17 protein-coding genes are annotated in these 17756 nt (G+C 62.5%); 7 read left to right on the top strand and 10 right to left on the bottom strand.

Features of this window, described 5'->3' with window-relative positions; translation table 11 throughout:
* Positions 1 to 240: 240 nt before the first annotated feature.
* The 5 genes from J5274_RS02675 to J5274_RS02655 are packed head-to-tail and all read left to right on the top strand — an operon-like array spanning position 241 to position 6059.
* Positions 241 to 492 carry an acyl carrier protein gene (locus J5274_RS02675; RefSeq protein WP_111219575.1) on the top strand — a complete coding sequence of 84 codons (252 nt, stop codon included), beginning with the start codon at positions 241 to 243 and terminating at the stop codon, positions 490 to 492.
* A complete protein-coding gene (locus tag J5274_RS02670) occupies positions 492 to 1673 on the top strand; it encodes an acyl-CoA dehydrogenase family protein (protein ID WP_142824628.1) in 1182 nt (393 codons plus the stop codon). Before J5274_RS02675 ends, J5274_RS02670 begins: the two co-directional genes overlap by 1 nt.
* Positions 1674 to 1678: 5 nt before the next feature.
* Positions 1679 to 2587 carry an amino acid--[acyl-carrier-protein] ligase gene (locus tag J5274_RS02665; protein WP_142824629.1) on the top strand — a complete coding sequence of 303 codons (909 nt, stop codon included), beginning with the start codon at positions 1679 to 1681 and terminating at the stop codon, positions 2585 to 2587.
* Positions 2588 to 2595: 8 nt separating this feature from the next.
* Entirely contained in the window at positions 2596 to 3555 is a 960-nt protein-coding gene (locus J5274_RS02660; RefSeq protein ID WP_219274745.1) for a DUF1839 family protein, read from the top strand.
* Positions 3556 to 3569: 14 nt separating this feature from the next.
* A complete protein-coding gene (locus J5274_RS02655; RefSeq protein WP_142824856.1) occupies positions 3570 to 6059 on the top strand; it encodes a glycoside hydrolase family 2 protein in 2490 nt (829 codons plus the stop codon).
* Between the two features lie 33 nt (positions 6060 to 6092).
* On the opposite strand, the gene J5274_RS02650 is transcribed toward J5274_RS02655, so the two are convergent.
* From J5274_RS02650 to J5274_RS02630, 5 genes are all read right to left on the bottom strand, one after another.
* A complete protein-coding gene (locus J5274_RS02650; protein ID WP_219274744.1) occupies positions 6093 to 7292 on the bottom strand; it encodes a glycosyltransferase family 4 protein in 1200 nt (399 codons plus the stop codon).
* A 189-nt stretch (positions 7293 to 7481) separates the two neighbouring features.
* Positions 7482 to 7718, bottom strand: a complete 237-nt coding sequence (locus J5274_RS02645; protein ID WP_111219583.1) for an Lrp/AsnC ligand binding domain-containing protein — start codon at positions 7716 to 7718, stop codon at positions 7482 to 7484.
* Between the two features lie 172 nt (positions 7719 to 7890).
* Positions 7891 to 8430, bottom strand: coding sequence for a DedA family protein (locus J5274_RS02640; protein ID WP_142824632.1), 540 nt, complete (start codon positions 8428 to 8430; stop codon positions 7891 to 7893).
* 96 nt (positions 8431 to 8526) lie between these two features.
* The gene (locus tag J5274_RS02635; protein WP_142824633.1) at positions 8527 to 9357 is read right to left on the bottom strand and encodes an aldo/keto reductase; all 831 of its coding nucleotides are present in this window, start codon (positions 9355 to 9357) and stop codon (positions 8527 to 8529) included.
* Between the two features lie 145 nt (positions 9358 to 9502).
* Positions 9503 to 10051: a L,D-transpeptidase gene (locus tag J5274_RS02630; RefSeq protein ID WP_142824857.1), complete on the bottom strand. Its 549-nt coding sequence runs from the start codon at positions 10049 to 10051 to the stop codon at positions 9503 to 9505.
* A gap of 154 nt (positions 10052 to 10205) precedes the next feature.
* Between J5274_RS02630 and J5274_RS02625 the strand changes: the two genes are divergently transcribed.
* Both J5274_RS02625 and J5274_RS02620 read left to right on the top strand, forming a co-directional pair.
* Complete coding sequence (locus tag J5274_RS02625; protein ID WP_142824634.1) at positions 10206 to 10889, top strand: response regulator transcription factor; 684 nt, start codon at positions 10206 to 10208, stop codon at positions 10887 to 10889.
* Positions 10890 to 10899: 10 nt separating this feature from the next.
* Positions 10900 to 11355, top strand: a complete 456-nt coding sequence (locus J5274_RS02620) for a cyclic nucleotide-binding domain-containing protein (RefSeq protein ID WP_111219592.1) — start codon at positions 10900 to 10902, stop codon at positions 11353 to 11355.
* A gap of 7 nt (positions 11356 to 11362) precedes the next feature.
* Here J5274_RS02620 and J5274_RS02615 read toward each other — a convergent pair whose 3' ends face one another.
* The 5 genes from J5274_RS02615 to J5274_RS02595 form a co-directional block, all read right to left on the bottom strand.
* On the bottom strand, positions 11363 to 12166 hold the full coding sequence (locus J5274_RS02615) for an exodeoxyribonuclease III (protein ID WP_142824635.1): 804 nt from the start codon (positions 12164 to 12166) through the stop codon (positions 11363 to 11365).
* Positions 12167 to 12290: 124 nt separating this feature from the next.
* Complete coding sequence (locus J5274_RS02610) at positions 12291 to 12959, bottom strand: outer membrane lipoprotein carrier protein LolA (RefSeq protein ID WP_142824636.1); 669 nt, start codon at positions 12957 to 12959, stop codon at positions 12291 to 12293.
* Between the two features lie 133 nt (positions 12960 to 13092).
* Entirely contained in the window at positions 13093 to 15756 is a 2664-nt protein-coding gene (locus J5274_RS02605) for a DNA translocase FtsK (protein WP_142824637.1), read from the bottom strand.
* A gap of 243 nt (positions 15757 to 15999) precedes the next feature.
* Positions 16000 to 17367 (bottom strand): ammonium transporter, encoded by a 1368-nt coding sequence (locus J5274_RS02600; protein WP_142824638.1) that lies wholly within the window; start codon positions 17365 to 17367, stop codon positions 16000 to 16002.
* 28 nt (positions 17368 to 17395) lie between these two features.
* Complete coding sequence (locus J5274_RS02595; RefSeq protein WP_111220017.1) at positions 17396 to 17734, bottom strand: P-II family nitrogen regulator; 339 nt, start codon at positions 17732 to 17734, stop codon at positions 17396 to 17398.
* Between the last annotated feature and the right edge of the window lie 22 nt (positions 17735 to 17756).

Raw genomic sequence — 17756 nt, 5'->3', positions numbered from 1 at the left:
CACATTTTCCGGACGCATCCAGGAGCGTTGCTCTACCTACCCGGTCCAATCCGCGCTAAGAGAAGCAACCCCCGATATTATTAGCGTGTCGGCGGATTACATTCTGTCCGGATCATGAACAATGGCCGGCGAACGCTCATCTTTCCTTAACCAGAAGGCTTAGCGGTATGTTGGAATTTTGCGCCTAAAACAACCTCAGATAAGGCGGTACGACCGCTAAAAACACCTGGAGACGATTGGATGAACGAGACAATCCGTGGTTTGCTCACCAAGCTCGGGGGCCTTCCAGTGCCCGTCGACAGCATTGCCGACGACGCCGATCTCTATGCGGCAGGCCTTTCCTCCTTCGCATCCGTGCAGCTTATGCTCGGGCTCGAAGAGGCGTTCGACATGGAGTTTCCGGACAACCTGCTGAACCGTAAATCCTTTGCCAGCATCAGCGCCATCACCAGCACGGTGGATGCGATCCTCGGCTCCAGAAAGGTGGCCTGATGAGCGTGGCGGTGGCGATAGCGAAGGACAATCTCAATGCCCGCATCGCCCGCGTCGCGGCAATTGCTGCAGCACACGCCGATGCCGTCGACTGCGAATCGCGGTTTCCGCGCGAGGCCGTCACAGCCCTGAAGGCCGAACGCCTGCTGTCGATCCAGATCCCGACCGAACTCGGCGGGGAAAGCGCGACAATCACTGAAATCGCCGCGCTGTGCACCGTGCTCGGACAAGCCTGCGCGGCCACCGCGATGATTTTCGCCATGCACCAGATCAAGCTGTCGAGCCTGGTCGAGCACGGCGAAGGCAGCGACTGGCATCGCGATTTTATGCGCCGTATCGCCCGTGACCAGCTGCTGCTGGCGTCTGCCACGACCGAAGGCGGCATCGGCGGCAACATGCGCAACAGCATTTGCGCCATCCGCGTCGAGGGCGACAGCTGCTTCCTCGAGAAGGACACCACCGTCATTTCCTACGGCGCCTATGCCGACGCCATCCTCATTACATCGCGCGCTCACGCCGATGCGGCACCCTCCGACCAGGTGCTGACGGCCTTCCTGAAGGACCAGTACACGCTCGACAGAACCTCCGTTTGGGATACGCTCGGGATGCGCGGCACCTGCTCCGATGGCTTCCTATTCAAGGGAGAAGCGCCGGCCGTCCAGATCCTGCCGAAACCGTTTGCCGAGATTGCCGCGCAGTCCATGCTTGCCACCTCACACCTCTTGTGGAGCGCTCTCTGGTACGGGATCGCCGCCGATGCGGTGGCCCGTGCCCAGGCTTTCGTGCGCGCTGCGGCCCGGAAGTCACCCGGCACGCCTCCGCCCGGCGCGCTGCGTCTGGCAGAGGTCTCCGGCCAGCTACAGATGGTCAAGTCGAACGTCGTCGCTGCGCTGAAAGTCTACGAAGAGGCCAAGCTCGATGCCGACCGCCTGTCTTCCATGGCTTTCGCGGTGGCGATGAACAACGTCAAGATCGTCTCCTCAGAGGCGATCCTGCCGATCATCAACCACGCCATGCTGATCTGCGGCATCATGGGCTACAAGAACGGTACGCCCTACAGCCTCGGCCGCCACCTGCGCGACGCGCACTCGGCGCAGCTGATGATCTCGAACGACCGCATCCTTGCCAACACATCGACGATGCTGCTGGTCCACAAACAAGACACCAATTTGCTGGGGTAATCGCCATGGACATGCAGGTTTCTTTTCTCGATCGGCTCTTCGAATCAGGCCTCCTGATCGACACCGGTGTCGATGGCCTCTATGGCCGCAGCGGCCAGTTTGAAGACGTCATCGCTGCCTTCGAGCGGTTGATCGACAGGTTCGGCGGTGACGACGGTGCGGAGGCGATGCGCTTCCCGCCCGGCATGAACCGCGCGATCTTTGAAAAGAGCGGCTACATGAAGAGCTTTCCGCAGCTGGCCGGCACGGTCCACAGCTTCTGCGGCGGCGAGATGGACCATATGAACCTGCTAAAGTGCATGGAGGTTGGCGACGACTGGACCAAGGGTCAGGAAGCAACCGAGATCGTGCTGACGCCCGCCGCCTGCTATCCGCTCTATCCGACGGTGGCCCGGCGCGGCAACCTGCCGGCGAAGGGCGCGCTGTTCGACCTGCAGTCCTATTGCTTCCGCCATGAACCGTCACAGGATCCCGCCCGCCAGCAGCTTTTTCGCATGCGCGAATATGTCTGCATGGGCACCGAGCAGCATGTCACGGATTTCCGCCAGAGCTGGATGGATCGTGGCGTCGAGATGATGAAGTCGGTCGGTCTCGAGGTCGTCATCGATGTCGCCAATGACCCGTTCTTCGGCCGCGCAGGCAAAATGATGGTCAACAACCAGCGCGACCAGAACCTGAAGTTCGAATTGCTGATCCCGATCACCTCGACCGCCAATCCGACGGCCTGCATGAGCTTCAACTATCACCAGGATTCGTTCGGCACCAAATGGGGCCTCAACCTTGCCGACGGCAAGGTCGCGCATACGGCCTGCGTCGGCTTCGGGCTCGAGCGGATTGCGCTGGCGCTGTTCCACCATCACGGGCTCGACGTAAAAGCCTGGCCGGCGCCGGTGCGCGACGTCCTGTGGGGCTGATCGCCGGGATGCCGTCAGTATTTCCCGGGCTCGATCCTGCCGGCTATTCCCGCCACCGGCTGCACGACAGCGAACGGATGTGGCCGGAAACCAACTGCTATATCGATCTGTGGATCGAGGTGCTGAACACGCTCGGCCTGCCGCCAGAGGCGATGCTCGGCTTCACCATGGGGCAGGATTTCGAGGGCGACCAGTTCACCTTCTTCAAGGTGCCGCTGGAGGACCTCGAGGCGCTCTATGGCATCCGCTGCACCGAACTTGCCATCTACGACGACGTCGAACGGCATCTGGCGGTGCAGATCGCGCGCGGGCGGCTTTGCCTCGTCGAGATGGATTCGTTCTATATGCCGGATACGCAAGGCGTCGCCTACCGTACCGAGCACGGCAAGACGACGGTGGCGATCAACAGGCTAGACCCGGTTGCCCGCGAACTCGATTATTTCCACAATGGCGGCTTTTTCCGGCTCTCCGGCGAGGACTTCTATGGCGTTTTCCAGCGACACCTGCCGGAAGGTGCGCCGCCGTTCCTGCCCTATACGGAATTCGCTAAATTGCCGCTGCAGCCGCCGGCCGAAGCTGAAATCCGCCGGACGGCCCGTCGCCTGCTGGGAGCCCATTTTGCCCGGCGCCCGCGCGACAACCCGATCCGCGCCTTTGCGACGGTGTTTGCCGCCCAGGTCGAGGCGATTTCCGAGAGGCCGTTCGGCGTGTTCCACAAATATGCTTTCAACACGCTGCGTCAGGTTGGCGCAAATTTCGAACTCGCCGGCAGCCATCTCGACTGGATGTCGCCGGAATTCGCGGCTGCAAGTGCGCAAGCCCGGCGGCTATCCGAGGCTGCAAAATCGGTGCAGTTCCAGATCGCCCGGGCGGTGACGCGGCGGAAATTCGAGCCGCTGCAGACGGCGCTTGATCCGGTGGCGGATGCATGGGATGCCATGGTCGGGCTTCTGGAACGACAGGTCTGAAACGGGCAATGGCAATCGAGGGGCGTTTGGCAGGCATCGGCGCTGAGGAGACGCTGCTGGGCGAGGGCTGGACCCTTGTCCTCACCGCTCCCGGCGAATGGCAGACGCCCGCCGACGTGTCGTTGGGTGCAGCCTTCATCCCGGCCACGGTGCCCGGCACCGTCGCAGAAGCGCTGGAGAAGGCGGGCCTCTTCGACCGCGAGCATCCGGAACCACTGAACGATCGTGATGCTTGGTATTTCTGCCGGCTGGTCGACGCAGCGCCTGGCGATGCCGTGCTACGCCTTGCCGGTCTTGCGACACTCTGCGAGGTCTTCCTCAACGGCGTCATGCTTCTGCCCAGCGAGAGCATGTTCGAAAGCCATGACCTGCCGGTCACCTTGCTCGGCGGCGACGAGCTGGGCTTATGTTTTCGGGCGCTGGCGCCAAGGCTTGCAGAGCCCGGTCCACGCGCCCGCTGGCGGCCACAGATGATCGTGCCGCAGGGGCTGCGCATGGTCCGCACGACGCTGCTCGGCCATATGCCGGGCTGGTGCCCCGAGATTCATGCCGTCGGCCCCTGGCGGCCGATATCGCTGCTGCGGCCGGGGCCCGTCGCTATCCGCGATCTCGTCCTGCGACCTGAACTCAGCGAGAGCGGCGAGGGGCGGCTGCATGTTTCCCTGTCGGTGGAGGGTAAGGTCAGCGCCATCGTACTTTCCTGCGCCGGGGCCGAGCAAAACCTTGAAAGCGATGGCAAAGGCCATTGGGCGGCGACGCTGACGATCCCCGCCGTCCGTCCGTGGTGGCCGAATAGCCATGGGAGGCCTGATCTCCACGATGTGGCCCTCGTCATCGACGGTGTGGTCCACACCGCCGGCCGCACCGGATTTCGCCGCATCGAAGTCGATCGCGGTGCCGATGGCCGGGATTTCGCCCTCGTCGTCAATGGCGAGCGCATTTTTTGCCGGGGTGCGGTCTGGACTAGCGCCGATATCGTCCGGCTGCCCGGCGACCGTGCCGCCTATGAGCCGTGGCTGCGGCTGGCGGCAGAGGCCGGCATGAACATGGTGCGGATCGGCGGCACGATGGTCTATGAGACGCCGGAGTTCTTCGGGCTTTGCGACGAGCTCGGGATTCTTGTCTGGCAGGACATGATGTTCGCCAATTTCGATTATCCGAAAACCGACAAGACATTTCATGCGCATGTCGAGAGGGAGGCCGCCGGATTTCTCGACGCCATCAGCTTGTCGCCGTCGCTGGCCGTCATCTGCGGCGGCAGTGAAATGTACCAGCAGGCGGCGATGATGGGACTGCCGCAGCGGTTCTGGATGAACCCGGTAACGGAGGAGATCCTGCCGGCCGTCGCCGAGGCAAGGCGCCCGGACGTGCCCTATGTCGCCAACTCCCCCGTCGGTGGCGCCATGCCGTTCTCGCCCGATACAGGCGTGACCCATTACTATGGCGTCGGCGCCTATCTCAGGCCGCTCGACGATGCCCGTCGCGCCCATGTCCGTTTCGCAGCCGAAAGCCTCGCCTTCGCCAATGTGCCGCAGCAACGCACGCTCGATGCGCATCTGCCCGCTCCCGCCGTCCACAGCCCGCAATGGAAGGCCCGTGTACCGCGCGACCGCAGCGCTTCCTGGGATTTCGAGGATGTCCGCGATCACTATCTGCAGGAACTCTACGGTTTCGATCCGGCCCGATTGCGCCGCGAGGACCCCAATCTCTATCTCGACCTTTCGCGCGCCACCACCGGCGAGGTGGTGGAGGCGACCTATGGCGAGTGGCGGCGCACGGGCTCGAGCTGCAGTGGCGCGCTGGTCTGGACGCTGCAGGACCTCCTGCCCGGCCCCGGCTGGGGGGTGATCGATGCGACAGGCGAGCCAAAGCCGGTCTGGTATGCGATGCGCCGTGCGTTCCGGCCGGTGCAGGTGCTGATGACCGACGAGGGCACCAACGGGCTTACCGTGCATGTCATCAACGAGACTGCTGCGCCGCTTGCGCTGGAACTCGAGGTTTCCGCCCTGCGCGACGGCCGCCAGGTTGTCGTCAGCGGCCGGCGCGAGTTGACGCTCGATGCCCGTTCCAGCCAGGAGATCGCCTGCACCAATCTGTTCGGTGCCTTCTTCGACACCACCTATGCCTTTCGTTTCGGACCGCCGTCGCACGATGTCACCGTTGCCCGCCTGCGGTCGCTGGTATCGGACCCGAAGATACCAGGCGCGATCCAGGCGGAGGCCTTTCACTTCCCGCTCGGCAGGGCTAGGGCCTTTCACGCGCCCGGTATCGTTGCGGCGGTTGTCTTTGAGGATGGCGCATGGTTCGTCGATCTCGAATGCGAGCGGTTCGCCCAGTCCGTCCATATCGAGGCGGAGGGTTTCAGGGCCGAGGACGACTGGTTTCACCTCGCGCCAGGGGCGCCACGTCGCGTCAAGCTCATCCCGAGGGATGCCGGCGTGGTCGATAGACCGCCGGCCGTGCAGATCGGCACGATCAGCAGCCGGCATATCGTCTCGATCTGACGTAGAGAGCGGCGCCGGCGTAGCTATCGTGCGTCAGGCGAGTTCGCCGTAAACGCATATCGGCACACGTTCAAGGTCTGGCAGCACGTTGTCATACAGCGCACCATAGCGCTCGGCGACCTTGTCCCAGGCATAGCTGCGGGCGATGCCGAGCAGTTCTTCGCGAATGCCTGTTCCCTGCGCTACAAGGCGCGCAAAGGCGGCTTCGAGGGCCTTTGCCGACCGTTGCGCCCCGGAAAAATCGGTTAGCATCAGGACCGGATGGGCTGTGGCGAGCGCCCGGAAGGTGTCGTTGCTGTTGAGCACGGGCAGCAGGCCGGCGCTCATGGCCTCGATGACGGCAAGCCTCGAGCCGGCGCTATCCGAGGCCGATGCAAAAAGCGAGGCGCGGGCCATCGTGTTTCGGATGGTACAATGGTCGTCCGAGGCTTGCAGCGAGACATGCCGCGACAGGTCACGCGACCGGATGTCAGCGTTGAGCGACTGGCCATCAAGACCGGAGGGCGTGCCGATAATGTCGAGATGCCAGTCTGGATGGCGCGGGGCGAGCACCTGCATCACATCGAGCAGCCGGTCGAGCCGGGCTTCCGACGACAGCCCGCCGATGGTGACGATCCGGCGACGGGCATCGAGAGCGGCGCAGTTGGCGAACTTCGCGACGTCGGCGCCGCTGCCGATCGACGTCGCGCGGTTGCCAACGATGGTGTCGAAAAGCCGGTGGTCCGGCTCGCTGCTGCAGGCAATGCGACTATAGGCCTTGCAGGAGCGGCGCGTCACGAGGCTGAACCACAGCTTCTTCATCTCTTCGTGTCGGCTTGCGTGCCGGACGTTGCAGCTGATGGTCGCGATAAGCGGTCGCCGATGTAGAAACCTGCCCCAGGCCAGAGCATCGAAGCAGAAGTCGACCCCGTGGACATGGACCAGGTCGGCATCAGCGATATGCCTGAAGACCTCGAGCGCCGCAGGATAGACGCTGTTGCCGGGACCGGTAATCCGCACGATCTCGAGACCGTCTATCGTGTCCCGCGCTGGCCGGTTGCCGGCGATTCCGGAAGCCGGGTTCTCGCAGGTGACGACGCGGATACGGTAGCGGCGCGATAGCTGGCGGCAGAGCATGGCGACGGCGTCCGTGCCCTCGCCGTCAGGCAGCAACTCGCGCACCACATGGACGATCAGGGGTCGTCGTTCGTCCGGAATTTTGAAATCGCGGCCATGAGCCTGCGCCAATGTCATCGGTCCACCCTCGCGCCAAAGTTCGATCTCCGGCTTGACACGCGTCGTGTCTGTCTCGGGTCAGCAAATCATTGCGCCAGTTAAGGAAGCGCTAAATTGCCTCGGTCGCCGGCGGATACGGCGGGAAAGGGTTAATGCGACCCTGAGGCAAGGTATGCTTGGTATGGCCGGATTGTGGGCGGCGCGTCGTCAGAAGGCCCGGAAGGTCAGCGTCGTCAGCGAGCGGACGATGCCCGGGATATTGGCGATGGTGTCGTTGATGAATTTGCCGATGTCCTGGTCCTCGCCGACATAGACCTTCATCAGGAGGTCGTAGTCGCCGCTGGTCGAATAGAGCTCGGAAACGAGCTCCGTCTGGTAGATGGCATCGGCGACCTCGTAGGTCTTGCCGGGGGCGCATTGCAGCTGAACGAAAATGGGCTTCATGGCTCTATCCTGGCACATTTGAGACAAACGATGTGCCTGCCTGCATATCCGCGTAACCCGCCGCAATCAAGCAAACCCGCATCCTTCAGCCTTCGCGGGTGCAAGGATAAGGGACGCTGGATCCGACTGAGACCGGCCCATCCTGATTGCCAGAGTGAGAGGAGTACCCCCATCAGAACAGCGAGCGCAGTGCTGTAAATCCTCGTCCTACGAAGTCGCCGAAGAAGTATGGGCCGAGGCCCCACACGGCGGTCCAGAGTGCGGCGCCGATGATGTTGGCAATGAGGAAGCGGGCCCATGGCATGCCCATCGAGCCAGCGATCAGGCCGTTGAGCTGCCGCAGGAGAATGAAGAAACGCGCGGTGACGACGATGATCGGACCGCGAACCCGAAAGATCTCCTCGAACTTGTGCAGCCTTTCCGGTGTCAGGCGCACCATCCAGCCATACTTTTCCAGTAGCGGCCTTCCGCCATAATGGCCGATCAGGTAGCCGGTGAAATCGCCGGCGACGGCCGCGACCCAGACGACAAAAAAGACGCTGACGATGTTCAACTCGCCTCGGGATGCGAGCAGCGAAGCGCTGACGAGGGCGCTCTCGCCGGGAAGCGGTGCGCCGAGCGATTCGAAGTAGATGATCAGGAAGAGCGTCAGCAGGCCGTATTCGTGAAGGAAAGGCTGGATCGACGACCAGGCATCATGCAGGAAGCTCAAGGGCGGCCCTCGGGGTCACGGGTTCGATGCCAGATGCCTATCCCACTCCCGGCCGGCAGGCCAGACGGGAGCGGGAAATTTTGCGCGAAGGCGAGATCAGAACGTCGCGGTGACTGGATCCGGACCGATGCGGCCGCCGGGGGTGTCGAGCGTGTCGATCTGCTTCAGGTCATCGGCATCGAGCTTGAAGTCGAATACCTTGAAGTTTTCGGCAATGCGGCTCGGGGTGACCGACTTCGGAATGACGATCAGGCCAGCGTCGATGTGCCAGCGGATGATCACCTGCGCCGGCGTGCGACCGTACTTGCCGGCGATCTTTCCGATCACGGCGTTATCGAGCAGCTTGCCCTGGCCGAGCGGGCTCCAGGACTGGGTCTTGATGCCGAGTGCCTCATGGGTCTCGCGCAGCGCCCGCTGCTGGAAATCCGGATGCAGTTCGATCTGGTTGAGAACAGGCGTAACACCGGTCTCGCCGATGATGCGGTTCAGGTGTTCGGCAGCGAAGTTGGAGACGCCGATCGACTTTGCCCGGCCTTCGCTGTGCAGCTGGACGAACGCCTTCCAGGTGTCGAGATACCGGTCCTTGGATGGTGCCGGCCAATGGATGAGGTAGAGGTCGACATAGTCGGTGCCGAGGCGCTTCAGGCTCTCGTCGAAGGCCTTCAACGTGCTGTCGAAGCCCTGTGCGTCGTTCCAGAGCTTGGTGGTGAGGAAGATATCCTTGCGGTCGACACCGGAGGAGCGGATGCCCTCGCCGACGCCCTCTTCGTTGCCATAGATGGCGGCGGTGTCGATATGACGGTAGCCGGCCTCGATCGCGGCGCGCACGGCCGGTGCGGCTGTCTCGTTCGGCGTCTGCCAGACGCCGAGCCCGACCTGGGGAATGGAACGGCCGTCGTTAAACGTGATGCTGGTTTGATCGGTCACACTGTCTCTCCGGAAATGATGTTCAATCGGAATGCGGGGCGGCGCGAACCGACTGCGGTCCGGCGCCTAGCCCCGCCGGCTCAAAGGCCGACGCCTTTCATATAGGTCGCGTCCGACGTTTATCACCCCTCCCTGAGAGCGGTGGCTAAAGCACGCGCACGACGCTGTCCTTGCCGACATGGGAGAGCAAGCGGCGCATGTGTGGCAGGCTGACGGCAATACAGCCGGCTGTCGGCTCGAAACCCGGGCGGATCAGGTGAAAGAAGATCGCCGAGCCGCGATTGCGCTGCCGCACTGAAATATTCCAGTCGAGCACGAGGCAGATGTCATACACCCCGTCACCGCGCATCATCTCCTCGTGACCGGCGCGAAAGGGTGCCTTGACCAGCGTGTTGTAGCTGGCGTGGCCTGGATCGTCGCACCACAGCATGCCTGGCCGGATACGGCGCATGGCAAGCATCGTCGCCGGCATCATGACGCGGTCGCCTCGCGCGAAGCCCGAGATAAGTCGCATCGACGCGATCGGCGTTGCGCCATCACCCTCGCGCTTGCGCACGGTCCTGCCGTTTCGTCCGATTGCGGCCGGCACGACGACCCCGTCGAAGGCGACAAGCGCGCGGCTGCGGTTTCCCGGCGCAGGGCGAACGGTGATGATCGTGCTGCGTGTGGCTGGCTGCTGCCTTGCTTTACCCATCTTTCTCAAGTGTTCTCTCTCGCCCGGTCGATCTGTTGATGAAACTCTAGCAGTTTCAAGGGGACGACCAAGCGGCAAGCGTGCCTTCGCTTGCCAAAAACGCAATTTGGCGTAAGCCTTTAATCGGATCGAACCACACAAGGACGAGAGCCGTATGACCGCACGCACCATTCTACTGGTGGACGATGACACCGATCTGCGCGAGATGCTGGTCGAACAATTGTCGCTTTACGAGGAATTCACTGTCCTGCAGGAAGCCAATGCCGGCAAGGGCATAGCTACAGCCCGCGCCACAGCCATCGACCTGCTGATCATGGATGTCGGCTTGCCGGATATGGATGGCCGCGAGGCCGTCAAGCTGCTGCGCAAGGGCGGCTTCAAGCCACCGATCATCATGCTGACCGGCCACGACACGGACTCGGACACGATCCTGGGTCTAGAAGCCGGCGCCAACGATTACGTTACCAAGCCGTTCCGCTTCGCCGTGCTTCTCGCCCGTGTCCGTGCGCAGTTGCGCCAGCACGAGCAGAGCGAAGATGCGACCTTCACCGTCGGCCGCTATCTGTTCAAGCCGAGCCAGAAGCTGCTGACCACGGAAGACGGGCAGAAGATCCGCCTGACCGAGAAGGAAGCGGCAATTATCCGCTATCTCTACCGCGCCGAGCAGAAGGTCGTCACCCGCGATATCCTGCTCGAAGAAGTCTGGGGCTACAATTCCGGCGTCACCACCCACACGCTGGAAACCCACGTCTACCGCCTGCGCCAGAAGATCGAGCGTGATCCATCGAATGCCGAAATTCTGGTAACGGAAAACGGCGGCTACAAGATCATCCCGTAAGGCGTTTCCGATGGCCCTCAGTGACGATATCCAGCTGTTTTCGCAACTGCCGCTTTTCCAGGGCATGGGCGAGGATCAACTGCGGCTGATCGCCTTCGGGGCCGATCGGCGGCACATCGCTGCCGGCCAGACCCTGTTTCGCGAGCGGTCGCCGGCCGAATGCGCCTATGTGGTGGCCAGCGGCCGTTTCGAACTGACGACGCAGGATGGAAAAGGCGCATCGCGGGTCGAAGCTCTCGTAGAGGCGGGCACGCTGTTGTCCGAGCTGGCGCTGGTAACGCTGGTCGAGCGCAAATACACGGCCATCGCGCTTGAGGATTCGACCGTCGTTCGCATCACCCGGGCGCTGTTTCACCGGCTGATCGAGGAATATCCCGAGGCAGCGCAGCTTATCGAACGCCGGGTGCGCGACAATTTCAATATCATGGTCAATCAGGCGGTCGCGATGCTCGACCGCTTTTCATAAGGACGGCTCAGAGATCGAAATGCGCCGTCACCGGCACGTGATCGGATGGCCTGTCCCAGCCGCGCGCCTCTTTGAGGATGTCGATGCGCTGTAGCAGGGGCCCGAGATCGGCCGATCCCCAGATATGGTCGAGGCGGCGACCGCGATTGGCCTCCTCCCAGTCCTTGGCGCGGTAGCTCCACCAGGTGTAGAGCTTTTCGCTGGCCGGCACCGTCTGGCGCATGAGATCAACCCAGGCTCCACCCCTGATCACCTCCAGCAGGCCTTCCGTCTCGACGGGCGTATGGCTGACGATCTTCAGCAGCTGCTTGTGCGACCAGACATCGTTCTCGAGCGGCGCGATGTTGAGATCGCCGACGAGGATGGCAGAGGTGTCGGGCTCGGCATTGGCATGCAGCTGCTTCATCTCCTCGATGAAATCGAGCTTGTGACCGAATTTCGGGTTGATCGTCCGGTCCGGCTCGTCGCCGCCGGCCGGCACGTAGAAATTATGCAGCCGCACCCGACGGCCGCCACGCTCGAAAATCGCCGAGATATGCCGGGCATCGCCGACGCCGCAGAAATCTTGGCGATGATCCTCGACGAGCGGGATGCGCGAGGCGATGGCAACGCCGTGATAGCCCTTCTGGCCGTGGATGATGATGTGCTCGTAGCCCATGGCGCGCAGCGGCGCCAACGGGAAGAGATCGTTGATGACCTTGGTTTCCTGAAGGCAAAGAATGTCCGGCTGCTGCTGCATCACCAGCTTTTCGATGATCGGCATGCGCAGCCGCACCGAATTGATATTCCACGTGGTGATCGAAAAGCTCATGCCATGCCTCTTGAATGGATGGCCATGGCTTAGACCGAGCAGCAATGAAAGGAAACTGCCAGAACGGCGAAAAACAAAGGGCGGCCGCTCGCCGCGACCGCCCCGACAGAGAAGATGAAAAGGTTCAGTGGCGGGCGCTGGTGTCGCTCGGAATCTTGAACACGCTTTCGTCGAAGGCAACGTTGGTCTTGACGTTGCTGATAACGACCGACGTGTCCTTGCCCTGGTTGTCTGTCACCGTCCACTGGCGCAGATCGTAGGTCTTGGAATCGAACATCATGGTGATGGTCGAATCGCCGAAGATCGTCCGGCTGCCGAGCACGATGGTGGTAAGCGTCGGTTCAACCTTGACGCTGCGCACCATGTCGGCCGAAAGGTCGATCTTGCTGGCGAGCAGCAGCGTCAACGGCGTCTTTGACAGCGGATAGGTGTTCCAGGTCTTCAGCTGCGAATTGCCGACCACGACATTGTAACCGTCGGAGATTACCCGCATCGGCGATGGATCGTCGTAGTTGAAGCGCATCTTGCCCGGCCGCTCGATAAAGAACCGGCCGCCGGTCTGGTCGCCACGCGGACCGAACTGCACGAACGAGCCCTGCATGGTCTTGGTTGCGGAGAAGTGGTCGGCAATGGCCTGGGCCAGCGCCGGCGGCGGCGCATTGGAGGTTGCCTGGGCGAAGGCGTTGAACGGCAAGGCGGCAGCCACGAGTCCGACAGCGCAGGCGCCGATGAAATGGCGGCGCGTCAGCTGCAACGGGCTGCGTGCGACGGCGCCGACTTCAGTCTTTTTCATTAAAATCTCCTTTGCCGATCTCTATGGCGCTGAAAACCGGCGGCTTCATGACCTTTTCGGCGACATACATAGGGCGCACGGTCAATTTGCCGAGAGCCTTAGTAGCCCCAGCCGGACAACCCGACGATACTTGCTAGCGGTCGAGGATATCGGCTTCCGTCGGCACCAGGATCTCGCGCTTTCCGGCATGGTTGGCCGGGCCGATGATGCCTTCCTGCTCCATCCGCTCGATCAGCGAGGCGGCGCGGTTATAGCCGATGCCGAGACGGCGCTGGACATAGGATGTCGAGGCCTTGCCGTCGCGCAGTACCACAGCCACGGCCTGGTCGTAGGGATCGTCCGAATCCGACAGGTTACCGGTGCCGACTGGACCGTCGCCATCCTCGTCGTCCTCATCGCTGTCTGCGGTGATGGCGTCGAGATATTGCGGCGAGCCCTGCGTCTTCAGATAGGCGACGATGTCCTCGACCTCGCCATCGGCAACGAAGGGGCCGTGAACGCGCTGTATGCGACCGCCGCCGGCCATGTAGAGCATGTCGCCCATGCCGAGCAGCTGTTCGGCACCCTGTTCGCCGAGGATGGTGCGGCTGTCGATCTTCGAAGTCACCTGGAAGGAAATGCGCGTCGGGAAGTTTGCCTTGATCGTGCCGGTGATGACATCGACGGAGGGACGCTGCGTTGCCATGATGACGTGGATACCTGCGGCACGCGCCATCTGCGCCAGGCGCTGCACGGCGCCTTCGATATCTTTGCCGGCGACCATCATCAGGTCGGCCATCTCGTCGATGATGACGACGATGTAGGGAAGCGGCTTCAGGTCGAACTCTTCCGTTTCGTACATAGCCTCGCCGGTCGCCCGGTCGAAGCCCGTCTGCACGGTGCGCGAAATCGCCTCGCCCTTGGCAGCAGCCTGCTCGACGCGGGTATTGAAGCCGTCGATATTGCGCACGCCGATCTTCGACATCTTCTTGTAGCGCTCTTCCATCTCGCGGACGGTCCACTTGAGCGCCACGACGGCCTTTTTTGGATCGGTGACGACGGGCGACAACAGATGCGGGATGCCGTCATAGACGGAGAGTTCGAGCATTTTCGGATCGATCATGATCAGGCGGCACTGCTCCGGCGTCATCCGGTAGAGCAGCGACAGGATCATCGTGTTGATCGCCACCGACTTGCCCGAGCCGGTGGTGCCGGCGACCAGCAGATGCGGCATCTTGGCGAGGTCTGCAATGACGGGTTCGCCACCGATGGTCTTGCCGAGTGCCATGGCGAGCTTCGCCTTGGAGGTCTCGAAATCCCGCGACGCGATCATCTCGCGCAGATAGACGGTTTCGCGGATATTGTTCGGCAATTCGATGCCGATGGCATTGCGGCCGGGGACGACGGCAACACGGGCAGCAATCGCGCTCATCGAGCGGGCGATATCGTCGGCAAGGCCGATGACGCGCGAGGACTTGATACCGGGCGCCGGCTCCAGCTCGTAGAGCGTGACGACGGGACCCGGGCGGACATGGATGATTTCGCCTTTGACGCCGAAATCTTCCAGCACGCCTTCGAGCATGCGGGCGTTCTGTTCCAGCGCATCGGCCGACAGCGTCGAATCGCGCACCACGGCTTTCGGTTCGGCTAACAGGTGCACGGCCGGCAGCTGGAAGCCCTGGGGACGTATGAACGAGGTCTGCGCCTCGCGCTCGGCGCGAATGCCGGGTTTCGGGCGCGGTGCCGGCGGAATGACGCGGTGGCCGGCGTTGGAAGGCGAAGCTCGGGAGCCGATAGGGCGGATGACGTCGTCGTCATCGGGCAGAATGCCGGCAGGACGGCGCGGATCGACGTCGAACGGTACATCATTGTCGTCGTCGTCATGGTCTGCGTCGCCGACGGAAATCGGGGGTGCCGAGATGACGCGGCGCGACGGACTGCCATCCATGGACGGCTCGAGCCGCTCGCTGCGGCTGGCTGCTGTCTTGGCGCGGGCAGGCTCGTTCAGGCGACCGAATTCGTCGTCGTTGAAATCGTAAGGGGCGTCGAAGGCGTGGTCGCGCCGCTGGCGGGGACCCATGCCGAACAGCCGGCGCAGGCGCGCCTTGGCATTGTACCACATGTGAATGACGACGCCGAAGGCAAGAAACCGCGGCTCGTCATCCTCCGCATCGTCACCGACGGCGCGCATGCGGCTGGGGATATCGTCTTCCTCGTCCTCTTCGAAGTCGAAATCGTCGATGCTGTTACCGATCAGGCCTGCCGCAAACAGCATGCACCAAATGGCAGGCACGGCAAAGACGGTGCCAACGACGGCGCCGAACACGCCGCTTGGATAGGCGCCGACGAACAAGGCCGGAAAGCGCAGGATCATGTCTCCGATGACGCCGCCGATGCCGTTCGGGATCGGCCAGGTGAGCGGCTCCGGCAGGCAGCCGACGGCAGCGGCGGCAAGTGCTGCACCGCCGACCCAGGCTGCTAGGCGGGCAGGCAGGCGGTGAAGCTTGCGACCGGAGACGAGGGCAAGGGCCCAGGCGACGACCGGCAACATGACGATGACGCTGGAGAGCCCCAGCGCCTGCATGACGACATCGGCGAAGATGGCGCCGTAGGCACCGAGGATATTGGTGGGCGCATTGCTGGTGGCGTAGGAATAGCTCGGGTCCATCACGTTCCAGGTCGCCAGCGCGGCAACTGCCAGCGCCAGAAAGAAGAACAAGACGAAACCGGCGAGCCCGGTAATCTGCCGGATCACGAATGTCGAGAGCGTGAAGCGGACGGGACGACCGTCCAATGCTGGCGAATTGCTTCTGCCCATAATGCTTAAGCCCGTCTGTTGGCGATGATCGGACGAATCGACGCAATGCCGATCATTCAATACGTCAGCCCCACCTAACCAGACGAGGGTTAAAGCGGCGTTAACCATGCTTGACGCGCTGGCTCATTCCACGAAAAAGGCCCGAACCGGAGGCTCGGGCCAAAGACGACCTATCTTTCGATCGGACGCGACGGGAGGATCAGCCTTGCCGAAGACGTAGCTTCGGCAGGACGGTCTCTCGGATTACGATGCGTGGTAGGCGGCTTCGCCGTGCGAGGCAAGGTCGAGGCCTTCGCGCTCGGCTTCGACCGTGACGCGCAGGCCAACGATGACATCGACAACCTTGTAGAGGATGAGCGAGCCAACGCCGCACCAGACGATGGTGGTCAGGACAGCGGTCGCCTGGACCATAAGCTGGCTGCTCATGGTGACGCCTTCGGCATAGCCGACGCCGCCGAGCGATGCACTGGCGAAGATGCCTGTTGCCAGCGCGCCGAAGATACCACCGATGCAGTGGACGCCGAACACGTCAGCCGTGTCGTCGTAGCCGAACTTGTTCTTCACCACAGAGACGAAGAAGTAGCACAGCGGCGAGACGATGAGGCCGAGTACGATGGCTCCCATCGGGCCGACGATGCCGGCAGCCGGTGTAACGGCAACCAGACCGGCAACCATGCCGGACGCGCCGCCGAGCATCGAAGCCTTGCCGCGTGTCAGTGTTTCGACCAGCGACCAAGAAACGATGGCGGCGGCAGTGGCGATGAAGGTGTTGACGGTAGCAAGCATTGCGCCGCCGGAAGCTTCAAGGTTGGAGCCGGCATTGAAGCCGAACCAGCCGACCCAGAGCATGGAAGCGCCGACCATGGTCAATGTCATGGAGTGCGGAGCCATCATGTCCTTGCCGTAGCCTGTGCGCTTGCCGATGAGCAGGGCGCCGCAGATACCGGCAACACCGGCATTGATGTGCACGACGGTACCGCCAGCGAAATCGAGGGCGCCCATCTTGAACAGGAAGCCGTTCGAGTCCCAGACCATGTGGGCGATCGGGAAGTAGACGAAGGTAACCCACAATGCGCAGAACAGCACCGAGGCCGAGAACTTGATGCGTTCGGCATAGGCCCCGATGATCAGCGCCGGCGTGATGGCGGCGAAGGTCATCTGGAAGAGCATGAAGATGAATTCAGGAATGACGACGCCCTTGGAGAAGGTTGCCGCCGTGGTCGTGGTGTTGACGCCCGACAGGAACATCTTAGCCGTGCCGCCCCAGTAAGGGCTGGTGCCGCCGCCGAAGGCGAAGGAGTAACCGTAGATAACCCAGATCAACATGACAGTAGCGCCGATGACGGTGCACTGCATCAGCACGGAAAGCATGTTCTTCGAGCGGACGAGGCCGCCGTAGAAAAGTGCGAGGCCGGGAACGAGCATGAACAGGACGAGGATCGTCGAGATGAACATGAAGGCGGTATCGCCCTTGTCAGGCACCGGGGCAGCGGCAACCGCGGTTGCGGCAGCATCGGTCGCCGTCTGCGCGAACGCAATCACCGGCGCGAGCAGAGCGGCAGAAGCGACGCCCAGCCCTGTCAGCGTGGAAGACAACTTGGAAAGAGACATTGCGGAAAACTCCCTGATCGGCCGTGACTTACAGCGCTTCTGAATCGGTTTCGCCGGTACGGATACGCACGGCATGGTCAATCGAATAAACAAAGATCTTGCCGTCGCCGATCTGGCCGGTCTTGGCAGATGCGGCAATGGCTTCGACTGCCTTGTCGACGATCTCGGTGGAGACCGCGACTTCGATTTTCAGTTTCGGAAGGAAGCTGACCGCATATTCCGTGCCGCGATAGATTTCGGTGTGCCCCTTCTGACGCCCGTAGCCCTTCACTTCCGTCACGGTCAGGCCCTGAATGCCGACCGCCGTGAGAGCCTCACGGACCTCATCGAGCTTGAACGGCTTGATAATGGCCATCACAATTTTCATCTGGTTCCCATCCTTTGTTACC

Source organism: Rhizobium sp. L51/94 (assembly GCF_019355555.1).
Classification (GTDB): Bacteria; Pseudomonadota; Alphaproteobacteria; order Rhizobiales; family Rhizobiaceae; genus Rhizobium; species Rhizobium rhododendri.
The sequence above is the reverse complement of the archived record's forward strand: the minus strand, read 5'-3'. Positions and strand labels throughout refer to the sequence as shown.

Bases quoted from the DNA above. Each gene is read 5' to 3' on its own strand.
- J5274_RS02675 (WP_111219575.1), top strand. From the start codon at position 241: ATGAACGAGACAATCCGTGGTTTGCTCACCAAGCTCGGGGGCCTTCCA.
- J5274_RS02670 (WP_142824628.1), top strand. From the start codon at position 492: ATGAGCGTGGCGGTGGCGATAGCGAAGGACAATCTCAATGCCCGCATC.
- J5274_RS02665 (WP_142824629.1), top strand. From the start codon at position 1,679: ATGGACATGCAGGTTTCTTTTCTCGATCGGCTCTTCGAATCAGGCCTC.
- J5274_RS02660 (WP_219274745.1), top strand. From the start codon at position 2,596: ATGCCGTCAGTATTTCCCGGGCTCGATCCTGCCGGCTATTCCCGCCAC.
- J5274_RS02650 (WP_219274744.1), bottom strand. From the start codon at position 7,292: ATGACATTGGCGCAGGCTCATGGCCGCGATTTCAAAATTCCGGACGAA.
- J5274_RS02645 (WP_111219583.1), bottom strand. From the start codon at position 7,718: ATGAAGCCCATTTTCGTTCAGCTGCAATGCGCCCCCGGCAAGACCTAC.
- J5274_RS02630 (WP_142824857.1), bottom strand. From the start codon at position 10,051: ATGGGTAAAGCAAGGCAGCAGCCAGCCACACGCAGCACGATCATCACC.
- J5274_RS02625 (WP_142824634.1), top strand. From the start codon at position 10,206: ATGACCGCACGCACCATTCTACTGGTGGACGATGACACCGATCTGCGC.
- J5274_RS02620 (WP_111219592.1), top strand. From the start codon at position 10,900: ATGGCCCTCAGTGACGATATCCAGCTGTTTTCGCAACTGCCGCTTTTC.
- J5274_RS02615 (WP_142824635.1), bottom strand. From the start codon at position 12,166: ATGAGCTTTTCGATCACCACGTGGAATATCAATTCGGTGCGGCTGCGC.
- J5274_RS02610 (WP_142824636.1), bottom strand. From the start codon at position 12,959: ATGAAAAAGACTGAAGTCGGCGCCGTCGCACGCAGCCCGTTGCAGCTG.
- J5274_RS02605 (WP_142824637.1), bottom strand. From the start codon at position 15,756: ATGGGCAGAAGCAATTCGCCAGCATTGGACGGTCGTCCCGTCCGCTTC.
- J5274_RS02600 (WP_142824638.1), bottom strand. From the start codon at position 17,367: ATGTCTCTTTCCAAGTTGTCTTCCACGCTGACAGGGCTGGGCGTCGCT.
- J5274_RS02595 (WP_111220017.1), bottom strand. From the start codon at position 17,734: ATGAAAATTGTGATGGCCATTATCAAGCCGTTCAAGCTCGATGAGGTC.